The organism is Variovorax sp. 10N420 (genome assembly GCF_056394705.1).
In genome coordinates, this window is sequence record NZ_JBFTIJ010000011.1 from 97046 (window position 1) to 117491 (window position 20446).

General features: G+C 66.6%; 19 protein-coding genes. 8 read left to right on the forward strand and 11 right to left on the reverse strand.

Annotated features, from left to right (window positions below; all coding sequences use genetic code 11):
* Positions 1-123: 123 nt before the first annotated feature.
* The 3 genes from AC1DEK_RS24325 to AC1DEK_RS24335 are packed head-to-tail and all read right to left on the reverse strand — an operon-like array spanning position 124 to position 3145.
* The gene (locus AC1DEK_RS24325) at positions 124-1380 is read right to left on the reverse strand and encodes a rhodanese-like domain-containing protein (RefSeq protein WP_478127872.1); all 1257 of its coding nucleotides are present in this window, start codon (positions 1378-1380) and stop codon (positions 124-126) included.
* Entirely contained in the window at positions 1377-1949 is a 573-nt protein-coding gene (locus AC1DEK_RS24330; RefSeq protein WP_478127873.1) for a cysteine dioxygenase family protein, read from the reverse strand. The genes AC1DEK_RS24325 and AC1DEK_RS24330 overlap by 4 nt, the downstream gene beginning before the upstream one ends.
* Positions 1946-3145, reverse strand: coding sequence for an acyl-CoA dehydrogenase family protein (locus AC1DEK_RS24335; protein ID WP_478127874.1), 1200 nt, complete (start codon positions 3143-3145; stop codon positions 1946-1948). Before AC1DEK_RS24335 ends, AC1DEK_RS24330 begins: the two co-directional genes overlap by 4 nt.
* Before the next feature lie 156 nt (positions 3146-3301).
* On the opposite strand from AC1DEK_RS24335, the gene AC1DEK_RS24340 reads away from it, so the two are divergent.
* The 7 genes from AC1DEK_RS24340 to AC1DEK_RS24370 all read left to right on the forward strand — a co-directional run bounded on the left by AC1DEK_RS24340 (position 3302) and on the right by AC1DEK_RS24370 (position 10492).
* Positions 3302-4405 carry an LLM class flavin-dependent oxidoreductase gene (locus AC1DEK_RS24340; RefSeq protein ID WP_478127875.1) on the forward strand — a complete coding sequence of 368 codons (1104 nt, stop codon included), beginning with the start codon at positions 3302-3304 and terminating at the stop codon, positions 4403-4405.
* 36 nt (positions 4406-4441) lie between these two features.
* On the forward strand, positions 4442-5443 hold the full coding sequence (locus tag AC1DEK_RS24345; RefSeq protein ID WP_478127876.1) for an ABC transporter substrate-binding protein: 1002 nt from the start codon (positions 4442-4444) through the stop codon (positions 5441-5443).
* Positions 5440-6492 (forward strand): ABC transporter permease, encoded by a 1053-nt coding sequence (locus tag AC1DEK_RS24350; protein ID WP_478127877.1) that lies wholly within the window; start codon positions 5440-5442, stop codon positions 6490-6492. Before AC1DEK_RS24345 ends, AC1DEK_RS24350 begins: the two co-directional genes overlap by 4 nt.
* The gene (locus AC1DEK_RS24355) at positions 6486-7274 is read left to right on the forward strand and encodes an ABC transporter ATP-binding protein (RefSeq protein WP_478127878.1); all 789 of its coding nucleotides are present in this window, start codon (positions 6486-6488) and stop codon (positions 7272-7274) included. Before AC1DEK_RS24350 ends, AC1DEK_RS24355 begins: the two co-directional genes overlap by 7 nt.
* Entirely contained in the window at positions 7274-8425 is a 1152-nt protein-coding gene (locus tag AC1DEK_RS24360) for a c-type cytochrome (protein ID WP_478127905.1), read from the forward strand. The genes AC1DEK_RS24355 and AC1DEK_RS24360 overlap by 1 nt, the downstream gene beginning before the upstream one ends.
* A gap of 33 nt (positions 8426-8458) precedes the next feature.
* Positions 8459-9415, forward strand: coding sequence for an ABC transporter substrate-binding protein (locus AC1DEK_RS24365; protein ID WP_478127879.1), 957 nt, complete (start codon positions 8459-8461; stop codon positions 9413-9415).
* Between the two features lie 135 nt (positions 9416-9550).
* Entirely contained in the window at positions 9551-10492 is a 942-nt protein-coding gene (locus AC1DEK_RS24370; protein ID WP_478127880.1) for a CysB family HTH-type transcriptional regulator, read from the forward strand.
* Here AC1DEK_RS24370 and AC1DEK_RS24375 read toward each other — a convergent pair.
* Genes AC1DEK_RS24375 through AC1DEK_RS24410 form a run of 8 tightly spaced genes read right to left on the reverse strand, consistent with a single transcriptional unit; the run spans position 10407 to position 18149 of the window.
* Positions 10407-11378, reverse strand: a complete 972-nt coding sequence (locus AC1DEK_RS24375) for an SDR family NAD(P)-dependent oxidoreductase (protein ID WP_478127881.1) — start codon at positions 11376-11378, stop codon at positions 10407-10409. The genes AC1DEK_RS24370 and AC1DEK_RS24375 overlap by 86 nt on opposite strands.
* Positions 11375-12337, reverse strand: a complete 963-nt coding sequence (kce, locus tag AC1DEK_RS24380; RefSeq protein ID WP_478127882.1) for a 3,5-dioxohexanoate:acetyl-CoA acetone transferase — start codon at positions 12335-12337, stop codon at positions 11375-11377. The genes AC1DEK_RS24375 and kce overlap by 4 nt, the downstream gene beginning before the upstream one ends.
* Before the next feature lie 32 nt (positions 12338-12369).
* Entirely contained in the window at positions 12370-13092 is a 723-nt protein-coding gene (locus tag AC1DEK_RS24385) for an ABC transporter ATP-binding protein (protein ID WP_478127883.1), read from the reverse strand.
* Positions 13086-13841, reverse strand: a complete 756-nt coding sequence (locus AC1DEK_RS24390; protein ID WP_478127884.1) for an ABC transporter ATP-binding protein — start codon at positions 13839-13841, stop codon at positions 13086-13088. Before AC1DEK_RS24390 ends, AC1DEK_RS24385 begins: the two co-directional genes overlap by 7 nt.
* A complete protein-coding gene (locus tag AC1DEK_RS24395) occupies positions 13838-15094 on the reverse strand; it encodes a branched-chain amino acid ABC transporter permease (RefSeq protein ID WP_478127885.1) in 1257 nt (418 codons plus the stop codon). The genes AC1DEK_RS24390 and AC1DEK_RS24395 overlap by 4 nt, the downstream gene beginning before the upstream one ends.
* A gap of 4 nt (positions 15095-15098) precedes the next feature.
* Positions 15099-16040, reverse strand: coding sequence for a branched-chain amino acid ABC transporter permease (locus tag AC1DEK_RS24400; protein ID WP_478127886.1), 942 nt, complete (start codon positions 16038-16040; stop codon positions 15099-15101).
* Between the two features lie 16 nt (positions 16041-16056).
* On the reverse strand, positions 16057-17298 hold the full coding sequence (locus AC1DEK_RS24405) for a branched-chain amino acid ABC transporter substrate-binding protein (RefSeq protein WP_478127887.1): 1242 nt from the start codon (positions 17296-17298) through the stop codon (positions 16057-16059).
* A gap of 59 nt (positions 17299-17357) precedes the next feature.
* A complete protein-coding gene (locus AC1DEK_RS24410) occupies positions 17358-18149 on the reverse strand; it encodes an SDR family oxidoreductase (RefSeq protein ID WP_478127888.1) in 792 nt (263 codons plus the stop codon).
* A 194-nt stretch (positions 18150-18343) separates the two neighbouring features.
* Between AC1DEK_RS24410 and AC1DEK_RS24415 the strand changes: the two genes are divergently transcribed.
* Entirely contained in the window at positions 18344-20305 is a 1962-nt protein-coding gene (locus AC1DEK_RS24415) for a helix-turn-helix domain-containing protein (RefSeq protein WP_478127889.1), read from the forward strand.
* Positions 20306-20446 lie beyond the last annotated feature (141 nt).

Below are 20446 nucleotides of genomic sequence, written 5' to 3' on the forward strand. Positions count from 1 at the left end.
GGCGTAAGGGACCCCTGACGGGAGTATTCCGTTCGACCGGTTGCGTGACCCGTTTGCAAGCATGGAGGCGAGATGGCATAGGCCCATCGACGCGATGCCGGCGCGGCCGGTCGGAGCGGCCGGCTAAATGACCTTGAAGTGATGCGTTCCGTCGGCCGCGAGTTGGGCGACGAGCCCGAATTCCCAGTCCAGGTACGCCTGCATCGCTTCCGCAGGCGCATCGGTTCCTTCATACGGACGGCGATAGCGGACCGTCGCGGCGGCGGACGGTGGATCCGGAGGGTTGAGCGGCGCCGCACCCGACTCACTCCGCGACGAGGCGGGATGCGGCTCCACGACATGCACATCCCACCCCATCTGCGCGAGCCATGACGCCGTCATCGGGGCGCGAACGCCGTCGTCATCTGCAAGCACGACGCGTGCGCCGCGCACCGGCACGTGGTGATCGGTCTCCTGGACCAGCTGGCCGCCTGGCGCGCTAGCAAAGCCCGGCAGATGTCCGGCCTCGTACTCCTCGGGCGTGCGCACGTCGAAGCGGTAGACCGTGCGGCCCGGCGCCTGGAGACTGGCGAGCGCGTCGAGCGCAACCCAGCGAACCCCCGCCCGCCGCGCCACGTCCCTCGCATTCGCTTGCGCGGCGGCGCGGTTCTCTTCGCCCGGCGCGGGCGCGCGGCGCGACGCTCCGTGGTCCAGTTGCTGCCCGGCCAGCTTCCAGCCGATCGTGCCGTTGCGCAGCGCCGCGACGGGATTGGGAATCCCCGCGTTCACCAACGATTGCGCGCCGATGATGCTGCGCGTGCGTCCGGCGCAGTTGACGATCACCCGTGTGGCCGGATCGGGCGCCATCTCGCGGACGCGCAGCACCAGTTCAGCGCCCGGCACGCTGGTCGCCGTGGGAATGCTCATGGTCTGGAATTCGTCGAAGCGCCGCGCATCGAGCACCACGACGTCAGCCCGCGCATCGATCAGGGCCTTGACCTCCTGCGCCGAGAGCGAGGGTGTGTGGCGCTCGTGCTCGACCAGCTCTCCAAACGCCTTGCTCGGCACATTGACGTCGCGGAACAGTTCTCCGCCGGCATCGCGCCAGCCTTCCAGACCACCCTGGAGCAAGTGCACGCGCGTGTAGCCCAGCGCCGAGAGTCGCTCGGCCGCGAGGGGTGCGAGGTCGGTTCCTTCATGCGCGCCGTAGAGCGCGATGAGCGTGTCGCGGCGCGGGATGCGGCGCGATGCATCCAGCTCGATCCGCGAGAGCGGCAGGTTGGCAGCCCACAGTGGATGGGCCTGTGCATAGAGGTCTTCCCCGCGCACATCGAGCAGCGCAATCTCCTCGCGCGCATGCAGATGGTGACGGACCGAGGCGAATGAGATGGAAGCAGTCATGTCGATGAATTGGGCAAGCCGAGGGGCAACGGCGAATAGCCGGACACGAATCGCTCGCGTCCGCCGCTGGTCGGGTAAGTATGGCGCGCCACCTTGCCGATGTCCGCGCCGTAAACGTGGATGCTGACGGACACGCGATCGTCGTAGGCATTGCGCACGCGGTGCAAGTCGCCGATCGTCGGCGACACCGCCTCGACGTCGCCCGGCTCGAGCCGCACCGGCAAGCCATCGGCCAGCAGCAAGCGATCGCGCTCGATGTAGCGTTGGCTCGACTCGGCGCCGCGAAGCATGCCGATCAGACCCCAGACCGTATGGTCATGCACCGGCGTGGCCTGGCCCGGCCCCCATACGAAGCTCACGACCGAGAAGCGTTCGGCGGCATCGAGATGCAGCAGGTATTGCCGGTACCGCGTGGGATGCGGCTCGGCGAAGGCATCGGGCAGCCAGTCGTCGCGCGCGACGAGACGCCGCAGCAGCGCCCCACCCTCTTCCACGATGCGCGGCTCCTCGGGCCTCGTGTCCATCAGTCGGCCGAAATCGGCGGCGAAATCGCGCAGTCGCTCGCTCATCGTTCGAGCGCGGCCTTGCCGGCGGCCACCAGGATCGCGTCGTTCTGCGGGGTATGGATGCGGCTGCAAAGCACGTCGCGGTAGTGGCGCTCCAGCGGGTTCTGTCGCGTGAGGCCATGGTTGCCGCTGAGCTGCAAAGCCAGTTCGACCGCGCGGATTGCATTCGTGGTGACGGTGTACTTGAGCAAGCCGCTCCGTATGGCGGAGGGCGCCCGCCCTGCGTCGACCTCGGCGCTTGCGTCTTCCAGCAGCACGCGCGCGGCGTTCAGCAAAGCTTCGATCTCGCCAACGGCTTCCTGCACGCGCGGCAGGCTCGCGAGCGGCGCGCCGAGGCCGCTGGGAGCCCTGCGATTGAGAAACCCGACGAGCCAGTCACGCGCCGCACGCGCGACCGAGAGGTAGAGCGTGCCCAGCAGCACCGCCATCCAGGCCTGCTGGGTCGCATGGGCATCGATGTCGGTCTGGCTGCCCGCATCGGGCGCCCATTGCGCCGCCGCACGCAGATCGACCGCATGGTCGAGCGGGATCGCGACATCTTCGAAGATCACTTCGTGGCTGCCCGAGGCGCGAAGCCCCAGGTGATCCCAGCTGGCGATCACGCGAACGCCGGGCGCGTCGCGCGGCACCAGGAAGGCGCCGACGCGCGCCGTGTCGTCCTCGGTGCGTGCCCACACCGACAGCCACCGCAGGCCTTCGATGCCGGTCGTGTAGAGCTTGTGGCCGCTGAGCTTCCATTGATGGCCGTCGAGGCGCGCCGTCGTCGCGGGCAAACCGCCTCGCGCCGGCGAACCCAGAGCCGGTTCGACGCGCAAGGCGTTGATCAACGCGCCCTCCCGGACGGCTTCGTGCAACACACGGTCGCGCAGATGCGCGGGCCAGCGGCTGTCGGTACGGCCGATGGCAAGCTGCTGCAGCCAGCTCATCGTGAGGATCAGCGCGGTCGCGGGCTCGCCGTATGCGACGGCCGACAGTACTCGGCGCGCCGCCGCAAGCGATGCACCCCCACCGCCATGCGTGCGCGGCGCGACCAGGCCGACCAACCCATTGGCATGCAGCGCGGCAAAGTTCTCGTGCGGAAAAGCGCCGCTGCGGTCGTAGTCGGCGGCCGTCTCGGCAAAGAGCGCGGACAGTCGCGCCAGCAACGCATCGTCCGTTTCAGGTGCGACCGGCAGGCGGCGCAAGGCTTGTGAACTCATGGGCTGGCACCTTAGCTGCCGCCGCCGATGCCGAAAACGACGGAAGACGCATATCCAAGAACGTTTTTCTGCGTTCGCTTTCGTACCTGCTCGCCTTACGGTCATGCCTCTTCGTTCCGACCTGAACGCCCGAACCATTCATTGCAAGGACCCACCATGAGCGACATCGAATTCATCGGCATGATCCAGGCCCAGAAGGTCTCCGAGATCCATCCGGCGTACGGCCCCGCGATCGACCGCGACTACGTGCGGGCATTCGCACAGGCGCATGAGAAGGCCGGCTTCGACCGGGTGCTGGTGCCGCACCACTCCACCAGCCCCGATGCGACGTTGACAGTGGCATACGCCGCTTCGGTCACCGAGCGCATCCACTTCATGCTCGCGCACCGGCCGGGCTTCGTCGCGCCGACACTGGCCGCAAGGCAGTTTGCATCGCTCGACCAGTTCAGCGGTGGCCGGCTCGGCGTGCACTACATCTCGGGCGGCTCGGACGACGAGCAAAAGCGTGACGGCGACTGGCTCGACCACGACCAGCGCTACGCCCGCACCGACGAATACCTCGATATCCTGCGCCGGGTATGGACCAGCGACAAACCCTTCGATCACGAAGGCGCCCACTACCGCTTCAAGAATGCCTTCTCCGAGGTGAAGCCGGTGCAGTCGCTCAACGACAGACCGCACGTGCCGGTGTACTTCGGCGGCGCGTCGGAGGCGGCGATTCCCGTCGCGGGCAAACATGCGGACGTGTACGCGCTCTGGGGCGAATCACTGGATCAGGCGCGCGAGCTCACGGGCCGTGTGCGCGCAGAAGCCGCCAGGCATGGACGCACCGTGCGCTTCTCGGTTTCGTTCCGGCCCATCCTTGCTGACACTGAAGAGAAGGCATGGGAGCGAGCGGATGCAATCCTCGACGAGACGCGGCGACTGCGCGTGGTCCAAGGCTTCGGCCGCGGCGGCCCGCAGCAAAGCGAAGGGGCCAGGCGGCTGCTGGCCGCCGCCGAGCAAGGCCCGCGGCTCGACAAACGCCTCTGGACTGCTGTCGCGCGCGAGATTGGCGGCCGTTCGAACAGCACGGCGCTGGTCGGCACGCCCGAACAGGTGGCCGACGCCCTGCTCGATTACTACGACCTGGGCGTCACGACTTTCCTGATCCGCGGCTTCGACCCGCTCGAGGACGCGATCGATTACGGACGCGAACTGATTCCCCGCACACGCCAACTGGTGGCGCAGCGCGTTGCCGCGCAACGCCGCGCGGCCTGATGCACCTCCAACACCCAGCCTTCTCCTATCCAGACCATGAACCATCCGTCTTTCTCGCGGCGCAGCGTGTTGCGCGCCAGCGGCGCCGCGGCCGCCATCGCATCCACCAGCCTGATCGCCACGCGCGCGTGGTCGCAGCAGCGCAAGCTGAGCTTCGCGTGGAACGCGACGGCCTTCTGCCTTTCGCCGGTGGTGGTCGCACAGGAGCGCGGCATCTTCGAGAAGAACGGCCTGCAGGTCGATCTCGTCAACTACACGGGTTCGACCGACCAACTGCTCGAATCGCTCGCCACAGCCAAGGCCGATGCGGCGGTCGGCATGATCCATCGCTGGCTCAAGCCGCTCGAATCGGGGTTCGACGTGAAGATCGTCGGCAGCTCGCACGGTGGCTGCGTGCGGCTCGTGGGGGTCAAGGAGGCCGGGGTCACCGACCTGCAGAAGCTCAAGGGCAAGACCATCGGCGTTTCCGATATCGCGAGCCCCGGCAAGAACTTCTTCTCGATCCTGCTCAAGAAGAACGGCATCGACGCCGACAAGGACGTGACCTGGCGGCAGTATCCGGCCGACCTGCTCGACATTGCGGTGAACAAGGGCGAGATCCAGGCCATTGCCGACGGTGACCCGACGCTGTACCTGATCGAGAAGCGCAACAAGGGCCGCTATCTCGAGCTGGCATCCAACCTCTCGGGCGAATACAAGGACAAGGTCTGCTGCATCGTGGGCGCACGCGGCGAACTGGTGCGCAACGAAAAGCCGGTGGTGGCGGCGCTGGTGCGCTCCATCGTGCAGGCATCCGACTTCGTGGCTGAAAACCCGAACGAATCGGCCAGGCTCTTCGCGAAGTATTCGCCGAAGGTGCCGGTGGAGGACCTTCAGGCGCTGCTGGGCACATTGACGCACGCGCACCACCCCGTGGGCAAGAACCTGCGCGACGAGGTGGAGTTCTATGCGCGCGATTTCCGGTCGGTCGGCGTACTCAAGCAGAGCACCGACCCGGCGCGCCTGGCAAACCATGTGTCGGTGGACGTGCTCGCATGACCACCGCCGACAACCTCATCCTGGGCGCGGCACGTCCACGCGCTGCGAAGCCGCACCCGCACGAAGCGCGCGGCGCATCGGAGAGTGCGCCCATCAAGGTCTGGCGCACAGGCATCCTCGCGGCGAGCGCGTGGCTGGCGCTGGGCGTTCTGACCACCACTTGGCCCAATCGGGAGATCGGCTTCAGTGACTGGAACTTCACTCACGAGTTCGGCATCGGCGCCATCGCCGTCGCAGCGCTGTTGCTCCTGGCAGCGCTGTTCGGCGGCCGCACAGGTCGCTTTGGCCGCAGGCTTCGATCGGCGGGTCAATGGCTCGTTGCAGCACCGCTGCTGCTCGCGCTCTGGGAGGTGCTGACCGCCAAGCTCGGCGTGCTGCCACCGCCCTTCTTCGCGCCGCCGCAAAGCCTGCTCGACGTCGCTTCGGAGGACTGGCGTCGGCTCGGGCTCTCGGCCGCCCACTCTCTGAGGCTGCTCGCGCACGGCTTCGCACTGGGGGCGCTGAGCGGGTTCGCGACGGGCGTGTGGATCGGCTGGTCCCGCATCGCGGGCTACTGGGTGCATCCGCTGCTGCGCTTTCTCGGGCCTGTGCCAGCCTCGGCGCTCCTGCCGCTGGCCTTCTTCTTCGCGCCTTCGAGCTACGCGGCAGCCGTCTTCCTGGTCGCGCTCGCCACATTCTTCCCGGTCGCGGTACTGAGCTGGTCGGGCGTGGCCTCGGTCAACAAGAACTACTACGACGTCGCACGCACGCTCGGCGCACCGCCATGGTTCCTGGTGCTGAGGGTCGCCGTGCCGGCCGCGCTGCCGCAGGTCTTCGTCGGCCTCTTCATGGGGCTGGGTGCGTCGTTCTCGGTGCTGGTCACCGCTGAGATGATGGGCGTCAAAGCCGGCCTTGGCTGGTACCTGCAGTGGGCGCAAGGCTGGGCGGCCTACGCCAACATGTATGCGGCGCTTCTGGTAATGGCGGCGCTGTGCTCCGGGCTGATCACGCTGCTTTTCGCAGTGCGCGATCGAGCGCTGTCCTGGCAGAAGGGGACTGTCAAATGGTAGATGCCCTCGATGCCCCGGCGGTCACCGCCGGTGCGCACATCGAGATCCGCAACGTCAGCCACTGGTTCAAGCTTGCAAGCGGCGCGCTGCAGGTACTGGACGGCATCGACCTCGACGTCGGGCCCGGCGAGTTCGTCGCCCTGCTGGGGCCGAGCGGCTGCGGCAAGTCGACGCTGCTGCGGCTCGTGGCCGGGCTCGAACCCGCGTCTGCCGGCACCCTCACACAGGATGCCGCGCCCATCACGCGGCCCGACCCATCGCGCATCGTCGTGTTCCAGGACCCGACCCTGTATCCGTGGCGCAGCGTCTGGGACAACGTCGCGCTGGGCCTGCAGGCGCGCGGGCTGCTGAAGACGCAGCGTTCGCGCGTGGACGATGCGCTCAAGCTCGTGGGCCTCGGCGAATTCGCCAAGACCTTTCCCCATCAGCTCTCGGGCGGCATGGCGCAGCGCGTGGCGCTCGCAAGGGCGCTGGTCAACGACCCGCGCCTGCTGGTGCTCGACGAGCCGCTCGGCAAGCTCGATTCGCTCACACGCATGGCCATGCAGGGCGAACTCGTGAACCTCTGGCAGCGCGCCGGCTTCTCCGCGCTGCTCGTGACGCACGACGTCGAAGAGGCCTTGTTTCTTGCCAATCGCGTGGTCGTGCTGAGCGACCGGCCCGCGCGCATCGCTGCGCAGCTCGTGGTCGACCTGCCCTATCCGAGGCACCGGGGCCATCCTCGGCTGGCCGCCTTGCGGCACGAAGCACTTCGCCACCTCGGCCTCGATGCCACCTGGTGATGACGCTGAACGCGCTGGTGGCACTCCTGCAGACCGTGCAAGCAGGCCTGCTGCAAGTGCTGGCCTGGCTGGGCCTGGCCGGCACGAGCCACGGACAGCCCGCGTGGCCTTGGCCGCTGCGCCTGTCAGGCGAGAACCTGTCAATCGATCTCGGCCAGGCGCGGCGCATGGCCTTGACGCTGGTCGTGCTCGCGCTGGTGGCAGTCCTGCTCGCAACCGCACTCGCCTGGCGAAAGCGCCGATGGCTCTTGCTTGCGACAGTGCCAATGCTGCTGCTGCTCGCGCCATGGCCTCGGCCTGAGGTCGTGCTCGTGCCTGCATATCCCACGAGCTTTCATCGATCCCCGACAGGCTTCACCGCCGAGTCGATCACGCAGGGACACGCGCTCTATGAGCAGCATTGCGCGGCTTGCCATGGAGCGGATGGAAGAGGACAAGGTCCGTTGGCAGCGGCGCAGCCGGTGTGGCCGCCCGACCTCGCAGGACCGCTGTTGTGGCGGCGCGCCGATGGCGATCTCCTGTGGCGCGTGCTGCATGGAACGAGCGATCGGCATGGAAGCTCGACCATGCCGGCGTTCGAGCAGCTGGCCGATGGCGAGGCATGGGCGCTGATCGACTTCATGAAAGCACAGAGTGCCGGACAAGTGCTTCAGGCGACGGGTGCCTGGAGCGCGCCCATTGCGCTGCCCGAGGTCATCGTCCGGTGCGAAGGCCGTTCCCCGCGTGCCCTCTCGACCTGGCGCGGCCAGCGCGTGCGCGTGCTTGCACGCGGCCCGGCGACCGCGCCGGCACCCGAAGACCCTCGCGTGGTCACCGTCCAACTGGTGCCAGCCGCCCAGCAGGCCCAGCAGGCGCAGCCGCAGGAAGCGGATTGCGTGGTGGACTCATCCGCCGCATGGGACGCCTTCGCGCTGATCGCCGGCACAGAGCATCTCGAAGGCACGCAGCTGCTCGCCGATCGCGACGGCTGGCTGCGCGCCCGCAGCGCGCCAGGCAATCCCGGCTGGTCCGAAGACGACCTGCTGTGCCGCACCGCATCCGCACCCGGAGCCCCGCAGGACGTGCCGCAGCCCGGCGACGGACTCGGTGCCCTGATCGCCCGCATGGATGCCGAGCCTGTGCGCTTCGTCCGGGGCGGCTTCGTCCACTGATCACGATTACTTCCACTTTCAAGGAGCCCCTTCATGGCCCAGGCAACCCGCCGCCAGTTCGTCATCCACACGCTCTCAGGCGCGGCAGCAATCGCCCTGCCGACCACCGCATCGCATGCGCAAGCGCGGCCGCTGCTCAAGGCCGGCGATCAGAAAGGCGGCCTGCGCGCACTGCTCGAAGCGGCAGGCGGACTGGACGGCCTCACCTATGACATCCAATGGTCGGAGTTCCCGGCTGCCGCGCCACTGGCGGAAGCCCTCAATGCGGGCGCCGTCGACTTGGGCCCCATCGGCGATGCGCCGCTGGTTTTCGCGCTGGCCGCGGGAACGCGCATCAAGGCCATCGGCGCGAACCGGTCCGACTCGTACGGCACGGCCGTCCTCGTGCGGCCGGACTCGCCGCTGAAGAACGCGGCCGACCTCAAGGGCAAGAGCATCGCGACCAACCGGGGCTCCATCGGCCACTACGTCACGCTCAAAGCCGTGATCACGGCAGGCCTCAAGCCGGAGGACGTCAACATCCGGTTCCTCGCGCCCGCGGATGCCAAGCTCGCATTGATGCACGGCGCCGTCGATGCGTGGGCCACCTGGGAGCCCTACACGGCGCTGGCCGAAACCAGCCAGCACGCGCGCGTGCTCGTCAGTGGGCGCGGCTTGCTCCCCGGCCTGAGCTACGTGGCCGCGACAGACGCCGCCATCGCGGCAAAACGACCCGTCCTGCGCGACTTTCTGCAAAGGGTCGTCAAGGCGCAAGCCTGGTCGTACCGAAACGTCGATGCCTTCAGCGCCACGCTCGCACGCATCATCGGCATTCCCGCCGAGGCAGCCAAGCTGCAGTTCGTGCGGCGCGAGCAGACATGGGTGCCCATCGATGCCCAACTCATCCTCGACCAGCAGCGCACGGCGGACTTCTATCACCAGGTCGGGCTCATCAAGCAGCCCTTGGACGTGCGCCCCACTTTCGACGCGACCGTGGCGAGCAGCGCCTGAAGGGGTAATGAAGGCTTGCACCCTATAGATCATTTCCCTATTTGAAATCAACGATTCAGTCGTTCCCCGATCCGATGCCTCTGCGGACAATGGCCCGCCACGCCCCTGCGGGCGCCGTTTTTCTGTTCGAGCATCATGAATTTCCAACAACTGCGCTCGGTGCGCGAGGCCGTGCGCTGCGGCTTCAATCTCACCGAAGTCGCCCATGCGCTGCATACCTCGCAGCCCGGCGTGAGCCGGCAGATCCGCGAACTGGAGGATGAACTGGGCATCGAGCTTTTTGTGCGTGCCGGCAAGCGGTTGACCGGCCTCACCGAACCGGGAGAGCATGTGCTGCCCATCATCGAACGCATGTTGATGGAGAGCACCAACCTGAAGCAAGCGGGGCAGGAATTCGTCGCGCGCGAAAGCGGGCTGCTCTCGATCGCCGCGACCCATTCGCAGGCGCGCTATGCGCTGCCGGTCGCGGTGCAGGAGTTTCGCTCGCACTTTCCCAACGTGAAGCTGCATCTCCACCAAGGCTCGCCCAAGCAGATCGCACAGATGCTGCTGAGCGGCGAGGCTGACGTCGGCATCGCGACCGAAGCGCTGGGCGACTACCCGCAACTGGTGGCGTTGCCGTGCTACCGGTGGACGCATTCGGTGATCGTGCCGCCGGGGCATGCCTTGCTCGACGCGCCGCCCACGCTCGAAGCACTGACGCGGTATCCGCTGATCACCTACGACACCGGTTTCACCGGACGCACGCGCATCGACAAGGCCTTCGAAGACCAGGGGCTGGCGCCCAACATCGTGCTGACGGCGATGGACGCGGACGTGATCAAGACCTACGTGCAGCTTGGCATGGGCGTGGGCATCGTCGCCGGCATCGCCTACGAGGCAGAGCGCGACACTCAGCTTCGCGCAATCGATGCGGGAAGCCTCTTCGGCATCAACCTCACGAAGCTGGCGGTGCGGCGCGGCAACTACCTCCGAGGCTATGTGCACGCCTTCATCGAATCGTTTGCGCCGACGCTGCCGCGAGGGGTTGTGGAGAAGGCGCTGGCGAGCGATGCACCGGTGCAGTTCGAGGCATGACGCCGGGAAGGCCCGGCTCGTTCACCTTCGCGAGTTCCAGCTGGTATTGCTCCCAACCGGAGGCCGGAACGACTTCCCCGGACCGATCGGCAACAGCCTCCAGCGCATTGCACAGTTGCTCGCCAGCGGTCGAGACATCATCGAGGTGCACGCCCTGCGTCATCGTGATGTGGGCGCATTCGAAGCTGCCGGCGCCGGCCAGCAGGATCATGCGAGTCGGCGCGGCTTCATCCACCAGCGCGATCAGCCCGGGGCTGACATGCTCCGGCGTGAGCCGCGCGAGAGCCTCCGCGGGCAATACGCTTTGCGTCATCGCCGTAGCCGCGCTGGGGGCGAGGCAGTTCACGCGGATGTTGCGCTTCATGCCTTCCAAGGCGAGCGTCTGCATCAGCCCAACCAACGCCATCTTGGCCGCACCGTAGTTGGACTGACCGAAGTTGCCATACAAGCCTGAAGACGACGTCGTCATGACGATGCGCCCGTATTGCTGCTCCTGCATCTGCGCCCAGACGGCCTTGGTGCAATGGACGGCGCCCATGACATGCACGTCCAAGACCAGGCGAAACTCGTCGAGCGTCATCTTCGAGAACGTTCGATCGCGCAGGATGCCGGCGTTGTTGACCAGGATGTCGATGCGACCCCACCTTGCGATGGCTTGCGCGGCCATGGCCTCCATTTCGTCGGCGCGGGTGACGTCGCCAGCGACGGCAAGGGCATCGCCCCCGCGGCTGCGGATCTCGGCAGCGACTGTTTCGGCCGGTGAGCCTCCCACGTCGTTGACCAGCACGCGCGCACCATGGCGAGCGAGTTCAAGTGCGTGCGTGCGGCCGAGTCCGCCACCGGCCCCGGTGACGATGGCCACGCGGCCCTGCAATCGTTGATTCATTGGTTTCCTTCCGGCCTCGAAATGGCCACAGCGTCCTTGCCTTTGAGCCCCAACATGCGCCGGGCCTCCTCGGGGGTTGCCACCTCCAGCGACAGTTCGTCGAGGATGCGGCGAATCTTCAGCACCTGTTCGGCGCAGGAGTGCGCCAGGCGCCCCTTGCCGAGGTAGAGGCTGTCCTCCAGCCCCACGCGCACGTGCCCGCCGAGCACGACGCCCATGGTGAGCAAGGGCATCTGGTGTCGCCCGGCGCCGAGCACGGAGAAGCGGTACTTGCCCCGGCCGAACAGCCGATCGGCCGTGCTCTTCATGGTGACCAGGTTCTCGGGGTCGGGGCCCATGCCGCCCAGGATGCCGAAGATGCTCTGGATGAAGAGCGGCCCTTCGATTAATCCTTCGTCGACGAAATGGGCCAGCGTGTACAGATGCCCCACGTCATAGCATTCGAACTCGAAGCGCGTGCCGCAATCCCTGCCGAGCACCTGCAGGATGTGGCGGATGTCCCTGAACGTGTTGCGGAAGATCAGGTCTTCCATGCCTTCGACGTAAGGCTTTTCCCAGGCATGCACCCACTCGGTGTACTTGCGTGCGAGCGGATGGACGGAGAAGTTCATCGAGCCCATGTTCAGCGAGCACATTTCCGGCCGCGCCTGCAGCGGATAGGCCAGCCGCTCTTCCAGCGTCATCCGGGTGCTGCCGCCCGTGGTGATGTTGATGACCGCATCGGTGGCGGCCTGGATGCGCGGCACGAATTGATCGAACAGGCGCGGGTCCGCACTGGGACGCCCGTCCGCAGGATCGCGAGCGTGGAGATGAAGAATCGCCGCACCAGCCTTGGCGGCATCGATCGCCTGTTCGGCGATCTGGTCGGGCGTCAGCGCCAGGTGGGGCGACATCGTCGGCGTGTGGACCGAGCCTGTCACGGCGCAGGTGATGATGACCTTGTCTTGGGCTGTGTTCACGTGCTTGTTCCTTGGGGCTTGTTCCTTGGCGCTCAAACGGCCAGCCAGCGAGACAACAACTCCCGATCGGCGGCGAACTGTTGGGGCCCGCCCTCGAAGACGATGCGGCCGTGTCCCATCACGCACACGCGCGAGGACACCTTCAGGGCAATCGCGAGCTTCTGCTCCACCAGCACCACCGACAGGCCGCGCCGACGCATGTCGTCAATGGATTCGCCGACCTGGGCGACGATCTTCGGCGCGAGTCCTTCGGTCGGTTCATCGATCAGGATGGCCAGCGGATTGCCCAGCAGGGAGCGGCAGATCGTCAGCATCTGCTGCTCCCCGCCCGAAAGGCTGCCCGCCTTGGTGTTACGGCGTTCCTTGAGGCGAGGAAAGTAGTCGAACATCTGGTCCAGAGTCCAGCGCAGCGCGCCAGCCACCGGCGGCTGCTCGCCCATGCGCAGGTTCTCGTCGACGCTGAGATTGGCGAAGACCTCGCGTTCCTCCGGTACGTAAGCCAGTCCCGCGCGGCAGATGGCATGAGGCTTGGCGCCTGCGAGCTGGCGCTGTGCAAGCTGTACGCGTCCTCCGGTGGGCGGCACGAGACCCATCAGCGCCTTCAGCGTCGTCGAGCGGCCCGAGCCGTTGCGTCCGAGCAGGCTGACGACTTCGCCCCGATCGACAGCGAAGCTGACGCCGCGCAGGATGTGGCTCTTGCCGTAGTGCGCGTGCAGGTCCTGCACCTGCAGCAACGATGCGCCGCCGCTCAGCATGCGACCTCCTCGCCGAGGTAGGCCTCGCGCACACCCTGGTGGCTGCGGATCTCGTCCGGCGTGCCCGTGGCGATGACTTCACCGTAGACCAGCACGCTGATGCGATCGGCCAGCGCAAAGACCACGTCCATGTCGTGCTCGACGATCAGCAGGGCACGCCCGCTCGTGACCTCGCGGATCAGCTCCAGCGTGTAGTGGGTCTCTTCGGTGGACATGCCGGCCATGGGTTCGTCCAGCAGGATCACCTTCGGATCCGAGGCGAGCGTCATCGCGAGTTCCAGCGAGCGCTGCAGCGAATACGACATCTCGCCCGCGAAGGCCGAAGCGTGGCTTTGCAAGCGCACGCGCTCCAGGAGCCGTTCGGTGGCCTCCTGCAGGCCCGGCACCCGGTCGATTCGCCGCCAGAACATATATTGCGGCTGGCGCGCCCGCATGACTGCAAGACGGATGTTCTCGAACACGCTCAGCTTCGGGAAGACGTTCGTGATCTGGAATGAGCGAGCCAGCCCTGCACGATTGATGCGCTGCGGAGCCCAGCCCGTGATCGACTGGCCATCGAAGCGCACCGTGCCGGCAGTGGGCGCGATGTTGCCGGAGATCAAATGAAACAGCGTGGACTTGCCCGCGCCGTTCGGTCCGATCAGCGCACGGCGCTCACCACTGCACAGATCGAGGTCCACGCCACGGATGATCTCGGCAGGGCCGAAAGATTTGCGCAGCCCGCGCAGCGAAAGAATGGGGTCGCTCATGGGTGGGCCTCTCCGGCAGGGGCCACGATCGGCATTGATTCATCCCGCGGGCGGGAAAGTCGCAGTGCGCACCATGCGACCAGGCTGCCTGCGGCGAGCAGACCGGCAGGCACCGTCCAGGTGGACATCGCCGCAGCCACCCAGCTGCGCCCGAACAGCGTGACCGGTGGCGCACTCGCGCTCATGCGCGCCAAGGCGCGATAGTCCTGCGAGAAGAGGCGCTGCAGCATCTCGACGATGAACACTGCGCCCGACGTCAGCAGCACGGCCGCCACTGCCCACAACAGGATGCGCGGCAACACCGCACCAATGCCGTCGCGCCGGATCTGCGATGCCGTTGCCGTGAACAGCCCGGTGAGCCCGTCCGGCATGAACATCATCACCAGCACAAACAAAGTGCCCTGGTAGAGCAGCCAGACCTGCGTCTGATCCGAGACCGAGTAGCCGAAGAAAGTCATCAGCGCCGCACCCAATGCAGGTCCGAGAAAGCTGCCGACACCGCCGATGAACGCGTTGAGGACCACGCTGGCGGAGACGCCCGCATCGAAGACGGCGTAGTTGGCGGACTCGTTGCCGAGGACTTGCAGCCCGCCCGCGATGCCCGCGAACATGGCCGACAGGGCAAAGGCCGAGACACCGAGGCCATGCATGTCGTATCCCAGGAATCGCAGCCGGTGCGCGTTCTCGCGCAGCGCGAGGGTGAGCCGCCCCAGTGGCGTGCGGCTGTGGAAGTACAGCGCGGCCAGCGACACCGCGACCCACACCAGCGTCAGGTAGTAGACCTGCGTCGTCGATCCGAAATCGAGTCCCCAGGCAGGCATCCGCATGGCGGAAATTCCCGATTCGCCACCGAACCACCCCTTGAGCTGGGGTGCCAGCGAGTGCAGAAGTTCGGCGATGGCCAGCGTGATCATCGCGAACGCCGTTCCGCTGCGTTGCGTAGCGAACCATCCGGCCACGAGCCCAAAGGCGAGCCCGGCGACGGCACCCACCAGCGGCAGCAAGGGCGTCGGCAGCAATCCGCTGCCGCCCAGCGCGTTCATGGCATGGACCGTAGCGAAGGCGCCGACGCCGAAGTAAGCCGCATGGCCGAACGACAGCATCCCGGCGCGGCCCGCCAGCAGGCTGTAGGCGCAGGCGAACAAGGCGGCGATCAGCATCTGGATCGAGGCATTGAGCAAGCCCGCAGACAACATGAAAGGCAGCGCGGCCAGCAGCGCCGCGCCGAGCAGGCAAAGAGCAGTTCGCTTCACGGGGTCAGTCCTTGTCGCCCATGAGGCCTGAAGGGCGCAGCAAGAGAACCAGCAGCATCAACGCGAAGGGAAGTGTCGCGGCCAGGCTCGACAGCTTGAGCGTCAGCAGCCCGCCGGCCCCCTCGGCCCATTGGCGTGCGCCCACGAACGCAAGCAGGTCCGCCGCGCTGTGGTCGACGCCCACGGCCAATGAAGTCAGCACGCCGATCAGCACCGAAGCGAGCATCGCCCCGCCGAGCGAACCCAGTCCGCCGACGACCACCACGACGAACACCATCACGCCCAGCTCAAGCGCCATATTGGGACTGGTGGTGTAGAACGCCCCGGCGATGCCGCCGGCCAGCCCCGCCAGCGCCGCGCCCACTCCAAAGACGCCCATGAACACCAGTTGCACGTTGTGCCCCAGGGCCTCGACCATGCGAGGCTTGTAGATGGCGGAGCGCACGACGATGCCCACGCGTGTGCGCGTCAGCAGCAGGTAGATCGCGGCGAACATCGCCAGCGCCACGGCGCCCATCAGCAGGCGGTAGGCCGGATACTGCTGACTGCCCAGCACGAAGGCCGACACGTCCAGCGACTGGGGGATCCGGTAGTCCACCGGATAGTTGCCGAAGAACAGCTTGATCGTCTCCGCGATGACGAAGGACAGCCCGAAGGTCAGCAGCAGCTCATGCGCATGCCCATAGCGATGGACCCGGCGCAGGAACCAGCGTTCGACCACCGCGCCCACGAGCCCTGCCAGCAGTGTTGCGGCCACCACTGCCGGCACGAAGCCGACGATGCCCTGCAGTGAATAGGCGAAGTACGCCCCCAGCATGTAGAAGGAGGCGTGCGCGAAGTTGAGCACGCCCATCATCCCGAAGATGAGCGTGAGCCCCGCCGACACCATGAAGAGCAGGAGCCCGTAGATGACGCCGTTGAGCAGCGAAAACGCCAGCCAGTCCATGCGCGCGTGCCTCGCTTCAGTCGGGGCGCTGCATCTTGCAGCTGGCCTGCGCCGGCGTGGAGGCCTCTTCGCCCGTGAATACCTTCACCGGCTTGAACCCGAGAGCGGTGCCGTCCGCCTTGTACTTGGCGTCCTTCGATACCACGGAGACCACCATCGGCATCAGCGCCTGGTGATCGGCCGCGCGCATGCTGATCACGCCGCCCGGTGTCTTGAGCTTCGTGCCTTCGAGTGTCTTCGCGAAGGCGTTCACGTCGAGCGCGCCGTTGACGGGCTTGGTGTGCTTGAGCGCCTCGGCCACCATCTGCAGGCCGAACACGCTTTGCGGTTCGACGAACACCGGCGCGTGCCCGACCTTGGCCGTGTAGGCCGACACGAAGCGTTCACCTTCCGCCCCCGAGGCCTCGGGATTGAACACCTGCGCGACGTAGTTGCCGGCCGCGAGATCGCCCGCATTGCTGATGTTGCCGGGCTGATCGAGGAACACGGTCGCGAAATGCGCCTTCAGGCCCGCGGCCTTGGCGGCCTTCATCATCAGCAAGAGGTCGTTCGACCAGTTGCCGGTGATCACCGTGTCTGCCCCCGAAGCGCTGATCTTCGAGACGTAAGGCGCGAAGTCCTGGATCTTGTTGACGTCGTGCAGCGTCTTCTCGACCACCTGATAGCCACCGGCCGTGGCGTTCTGGACGATGGCCTTTTCCATGTCCTGGCCCCAGGAGTAGTTCTGGTTGATCGAATAGACCTTGGTGCCCAGCGCATTGGCCTCCTTCATCGCCTTGACCAGCGCCTGGGTGCGCACGTCGGCATTGCCCGCAACTCGGAAGTGATAGAAGTTGCACTTCTCGCCCGTCAGCTCGAGCGCCTCCGCGCCAATGTTGATGTAGACCACTTCCTTGCCGGGGTTGCGCAGGTTGTACTTGCGCACGTCTTCGGTGATCTGCCCGCCGATCGCCGACGAGGCGCCTTGCACGATGATCTGGACGCCATCGGAGATCGCTGCCTTCAATTTGTCCGACGCGCCGGCCGGGCCGCCCTGGTTGTCGTACTCCACCAGTTGCACCGGCTCCCCGTTCCATCCGCCGGCCGCGTTGAGCTGGTCGATGGCATAGCGCACGCCCGCGCGATAGGTCTGGCCCGACGAGGCCTGCGGGCCTGAGAGCGTCTCGACCAGGCCGATCTTCACGGGCGCGGCTTCGGCCGCGGTGGCGAGCAGCAGAAAAGCCGGCAGTGCGGCAAAGGCGATCTTGGTTGTCTTCATTTCGTTGTCTCCATTGGGTTGTCTTTTGGATGGGTCTTGATCGATGCCGCCCGCGCGGCTCAGAGGTACTCGAGGTTTCCGTCCACGCTGATGATTTGCCCGCTGACGTTGCGTGCGGCCGGCGAGCACAGGAAGAGCGTCATGGCGGCGACGTCATCCGCGGTGACCATGCGGCGCAGGGAGATCTTCTGCAGGTACTGTTCGCGCATCGCGTCTTCGGTGATGCCCAGTGATGCGGCGCGCGCGGCGATCACGCCCTGCATGCGTTCACCCTCCACCACGCCCGGAAGGATGGCGTTGACGCGGATGTCGTCGGGTCCGAGTTCGATCGCGAGCGATCGGGTCAAGCCCACGATGGCCCATTTGCTCGACGCATATGGCGTGCGAAAGGCGTAACCCAGACGTCCTGCGACCGAGCCCATCGCGATCAGCACGGGGCTGGAGGTCGATTGCTTGAGCAAGGGCACGGCGCGCCGCGCGAAGTAGTACTGGCCATTGAGATTGACGTCGATCGTGCGTTCCCAGCCCCCTGCGTCGATCGTCTCGATGGAGCCGGTCGGGCCTGCAATGCCCGCGTTGTTGATCAGCACGTCGAGCCCACCCATGGCTGTCCGCACGTCCTCGAACACCAGATCGACGTCGGCGGCAACCGATGCATCGGCCACGCTGCCGGTGAGGCCGGGCGCTTCGCCAAGCAGGCGATCGAGCGCCAAACGGTCGATGTCGCAGACGTGGACTCTCGCTCCCGCCTCGGCGAAGGCGCGTGCGATGCGCGCCCCGAGCCCGCTCGCGCCTGCCGTGACGAGGACGCGCAGGCCTGGCGTTGGCCGAAGAGATTCGAGCAGGGACATGAGACTCCTTGGGGTTGGAGCGAGTCTGCGCGGACAGCCCGTTCAACCCTATGTGTCCCATGCACACATTTGCGGGCGCATCGATGTGGTTGCAGCCCTGTCGCCGGGCGTCGATTCGCCCTGCGCCTCTGGTAGCCTTTCGCCCGTCGCGATGCAGTCGCACTACGCGCCCACCGTGGGCGAACGAGGTCCCCATGAGCACTGTGATTCAAACCGAGCGCGGCGAGCAGATCGCCCGCCGTCTCGTGGGCATGCTGCACCAGGGTGCCGCCGCGGAGGACTTCGCGCAGTGCATTGCCGAAATCGAGGCTCTGCCAGACAGCAGGCCGGACAAGTCCAGCCTCATCGAGATCGTGCGCATGGGCATGGCCGTCCAGAACCGCATCGAGCTTCTGTTGCAGCGCGAGCGTGGCATGTCCGCCGTCATCGAGTCGGCCAAGGATCTTTCCAGCCAACTCGACGTGACGAGCCTGCTGAGTGCCATCGTGGCGCGCGCGCGCAATCTGCTTGGGTCCGACCTGGCCTGGTTGTCCGGCTACGACACGCAGATCGATGGCTTTCGCGTGCTGGTGGCCGATGGCGCCGTCTCACCGCGAGTCTCCGGCATGGTGGCGCGCCGTGACCTTGGCGTCGCCAATGTGGTGATGGCCACGCGCATGCCCTTCACCACCCCCGACTATCTGCACGACAAGCGATTCGCGCACCACGGGAGCCTGGACGAGGTCTTCCGCGAGGAAGGCATCTCCGCCCTCGTGGGCGTGCCGCTGATCTGGGACTCCGAGGTGATCGGTCTGCTGTTCCTGGCGGACCGCTACCAGCACGTCCATACGACGCAAAGCCTTTCGACGCTCTGCACACTGGCCACGCACGGTGCAGTGGCCTTGAAGAACGCGCGCGATTTTGGCCGGGTACACACCGCGCTGGAGAACGCGGACGCGGCTCGCGCGGAACTCGAAGGCCACGTGCGAAGCATCCAGGCCGCTGCCGATGCGCACGCGCAGATGACTTCGCTGCTGGCGCGCGGTGCGCCGCTGTCCACCTTGTGCCAGACGGTGGCGGATCTGCTGGGCGGCAGCCTTCTGGTGCTGGACGAAGCGGCGCAGGTCATCAGCCGGGGCGCCGCGGCCAACTACGCCGACGGCGGTGCGCAACACTACCAAGCCCATGGCGAGCACGGCGCCGAATTGACGCGCGCCCTGCGGCAGAGCCGCGAGAGGGGTCGTTCGGTCGTCGCCTACGAAGCGAACGGCGAATCCTGCCGCGTCATGCCAGTCATCGGCGGCGAGGACGTGCTCGGTTCCATCGCCCTCTTTCATCGCGGCGCACTCGAAGAAGGCGCCGTGCGCACCTTCGAACGCAGCTCCAGCGTCATCGGCATCGTGCTCCTGTCACAGGAACGCATCGAGGCCACCAAGAGCCGCAGCACTTCTGCCTTGCTCCGCTCCCTGGTGTCGCCACGCCAGGACGAACTGGCCGACCTGGCGAATCGGGCGGAGCGAATCGGCCTGGACCTGGCGCAACCGCTGACGCTGCTGCTCGTGGAGATCGAAGGCCCGAGCGCCGGCTACGCCGCGCGGCACTTTCGCAGTCTTCCGTCGATGGAGCATGTGCTCGTGGACGACATCGACGGCGTGCTGGTGATGCTCTGCGCCGCGACGCGGGCCATCGATGTGCGCCAGGCGGTGATGAATTGGGCCGGCCGCGATGCCAGCGCGGTGCACCGGGGCGTGGTCTCGCGGCCGGTTGGCTCGCCGGCCGGGATCCCTGCGCTGTACGCGACGCTCAAGCGAGCCCTCGGCGTGCTCGGCCGGCTCGGCGTTCAGGGCCAGGTGATCGGGCAAAACGAGCTGGCGCTCTACTCCGCGCTTTTCGAGACGCACGACCAGACGAGCCTGAGCCAGTTCCTGGAAGCCACGATCGGCTGCGTGATCGCCTACGACCGCAAGCGCAATGCCGAACTCGCACACACGCTGCTGAACTACTTCGATTGCAACCAGAACGCAAAGACGACTGCGCAGCGCCTGGGCATCCACGTCAACACCGTGCGCCAGCGGCTCGCCACGATCGAGGAGTTGCTCGGCCATTGGGGTCATGCTGCGCGTGCGCTGGAGATTCATATGGCGCTGCGCCTCTGGAGCCTGAGCGCAGCACCGTGATGTCGTGAAGCCGTGAGGCCGCAAGCCCTTGGGGAAACCCGGATGGTGCTTTCCCCGGTGTGTCCTCAAATGACCTCTGGCCTTCCGTCAGTGACCTTTCAGGCGCCGGCGCAGCTCTCCATGATTCGGCCGCAAGGCAGT

Excerpts from the sequence above, each read along its gene's own strand:
- AC1DEK_RS24385 (WP_478127883.1), bottom strand. The coding sequence starts at position 13,092 with ATGCTGAGCGGCGGCGCATCGTTGCTGCAGGTGCAGGACCTGCACGCG.
- AC1DEK_RS24330 (WP_478127873.1), bottom strand. The coding sequence starts at position 1,949 with ATGAGCGAGCGACTGCGCGATTTCGCCGCCGATTTCGGCCGACTGATG.
- AC1DEK_RS24350 (WP_478127877.1), top strand. The coding sequence starts at position 5,440 with ATGACCACCGCCGACAACCTCATCCTGGGCGCGGCACGTCCACGCGCT.
- AC1DEK_RS24365 (WP_478127879.1), top strand. The coding sequence starts at position 8,459 with ATGGCCCAGGCAACCCGCCGCCAGTTCGTCATCCACACGCTCTCAGGC.
- AC1DEK_RS24390 (WP_478127884.1), bottom strand. The coding sequence starts at position 13,841 with ATGAGCGACCCCATTCTTTCGCTGCGCGGGCTGCGCAAATCTTTCGGC.
- AC1DEK_RS24335 (WP_478127874.1), bottom strand. The coding sequence starts at position 3,145 with ATGAGTTCACAAGCCTTGCGCCGCCTGCCGGTCGCACCTGAAACGGAC.
- AC1DEK_RS24355 (WP_478127878.1), top strand. The coding sequence starts at position 6,486 with ATGGTAGATGCCCTCGATGCCCCGGCGGTCACCGCCGGTGCGCACATC.
- AC1DEK_RS24400 (WP_478127886.1), bottom strand. The coding sequence starts at position 16,040 with ATGGACTGGCTGGCGTTTTCGCTGCTCAACGGCGTCATCTACGGGCTC.
- AC1DEK_RS24375 (WP_478127881.1), bottom strand. The coding sequence starts at position 11,378 with ATGAATCAACGATTGCAGGGCCGCGTGGCCATCGTCACCGGGGCCGGT.
- AC1DEK_RS24370 (WP_478127880.1), top strand. The coding sequence starts at position 9,551 with ATGAATTTCCAACAACTGCGCTCGGTGCGCGAGGCCGTGCGCTGCGGC.
- AC1DEK_RS24325 (WP_478127872.1), bottom strand. The coding sequence starts at position 1,380 with ATGACTGCTTCCATCTCATTCGCCTCGGTCCGTCACCATCTGCATGCG.
- AC1DEK_RS24410 (WP_478127888.1), bottom strand. The coding sequence starts at position 18,149 with ATGTCCCTGCTCGAATCTCTTCGGCCAACGCCAGGCCTGCGCGTCCTC.
- AC1DEK_RS24405 (WP_478127887.1), bottom strand. The coding sequence starts at position 17,298 with ATGAAGACAACCAAGATCGCCTTTGCCGCACTGCCGGCTTTTCTGCTG.
- AC1DEK_RS24360 (WP_478127905.1), top strand. The coding sequence starts at position 7,274 with ATGACGCTGAACGCGCTGGTGGCACTCCTGCAGACCGTGCAAGCAGGC.
- AC1DEK_RS24415 (WP_478127889.1), top strand. The coding sequence starts at position 18,344 with ATGAGCACTGTGATTCAAACCGAGCGCGGCGAGCAGATCGCCCGCCGT.
- AC1DEK_RS24345 (WP_478127876.1), top strand. The coding sequence starts at position 4,442 with ATGAACCATCCGTCTTTCTCGCGGCGCAGCGTGTTGCGCGCCAGCGGC.
- AC1DEK_RS24340 (WP_478127875.1), top strand. The coding sequence starts at position 3,302 with ATGAGCGACATCGAATTCATCGGCATGATCCAGGCCCAGAAGGTCTCC.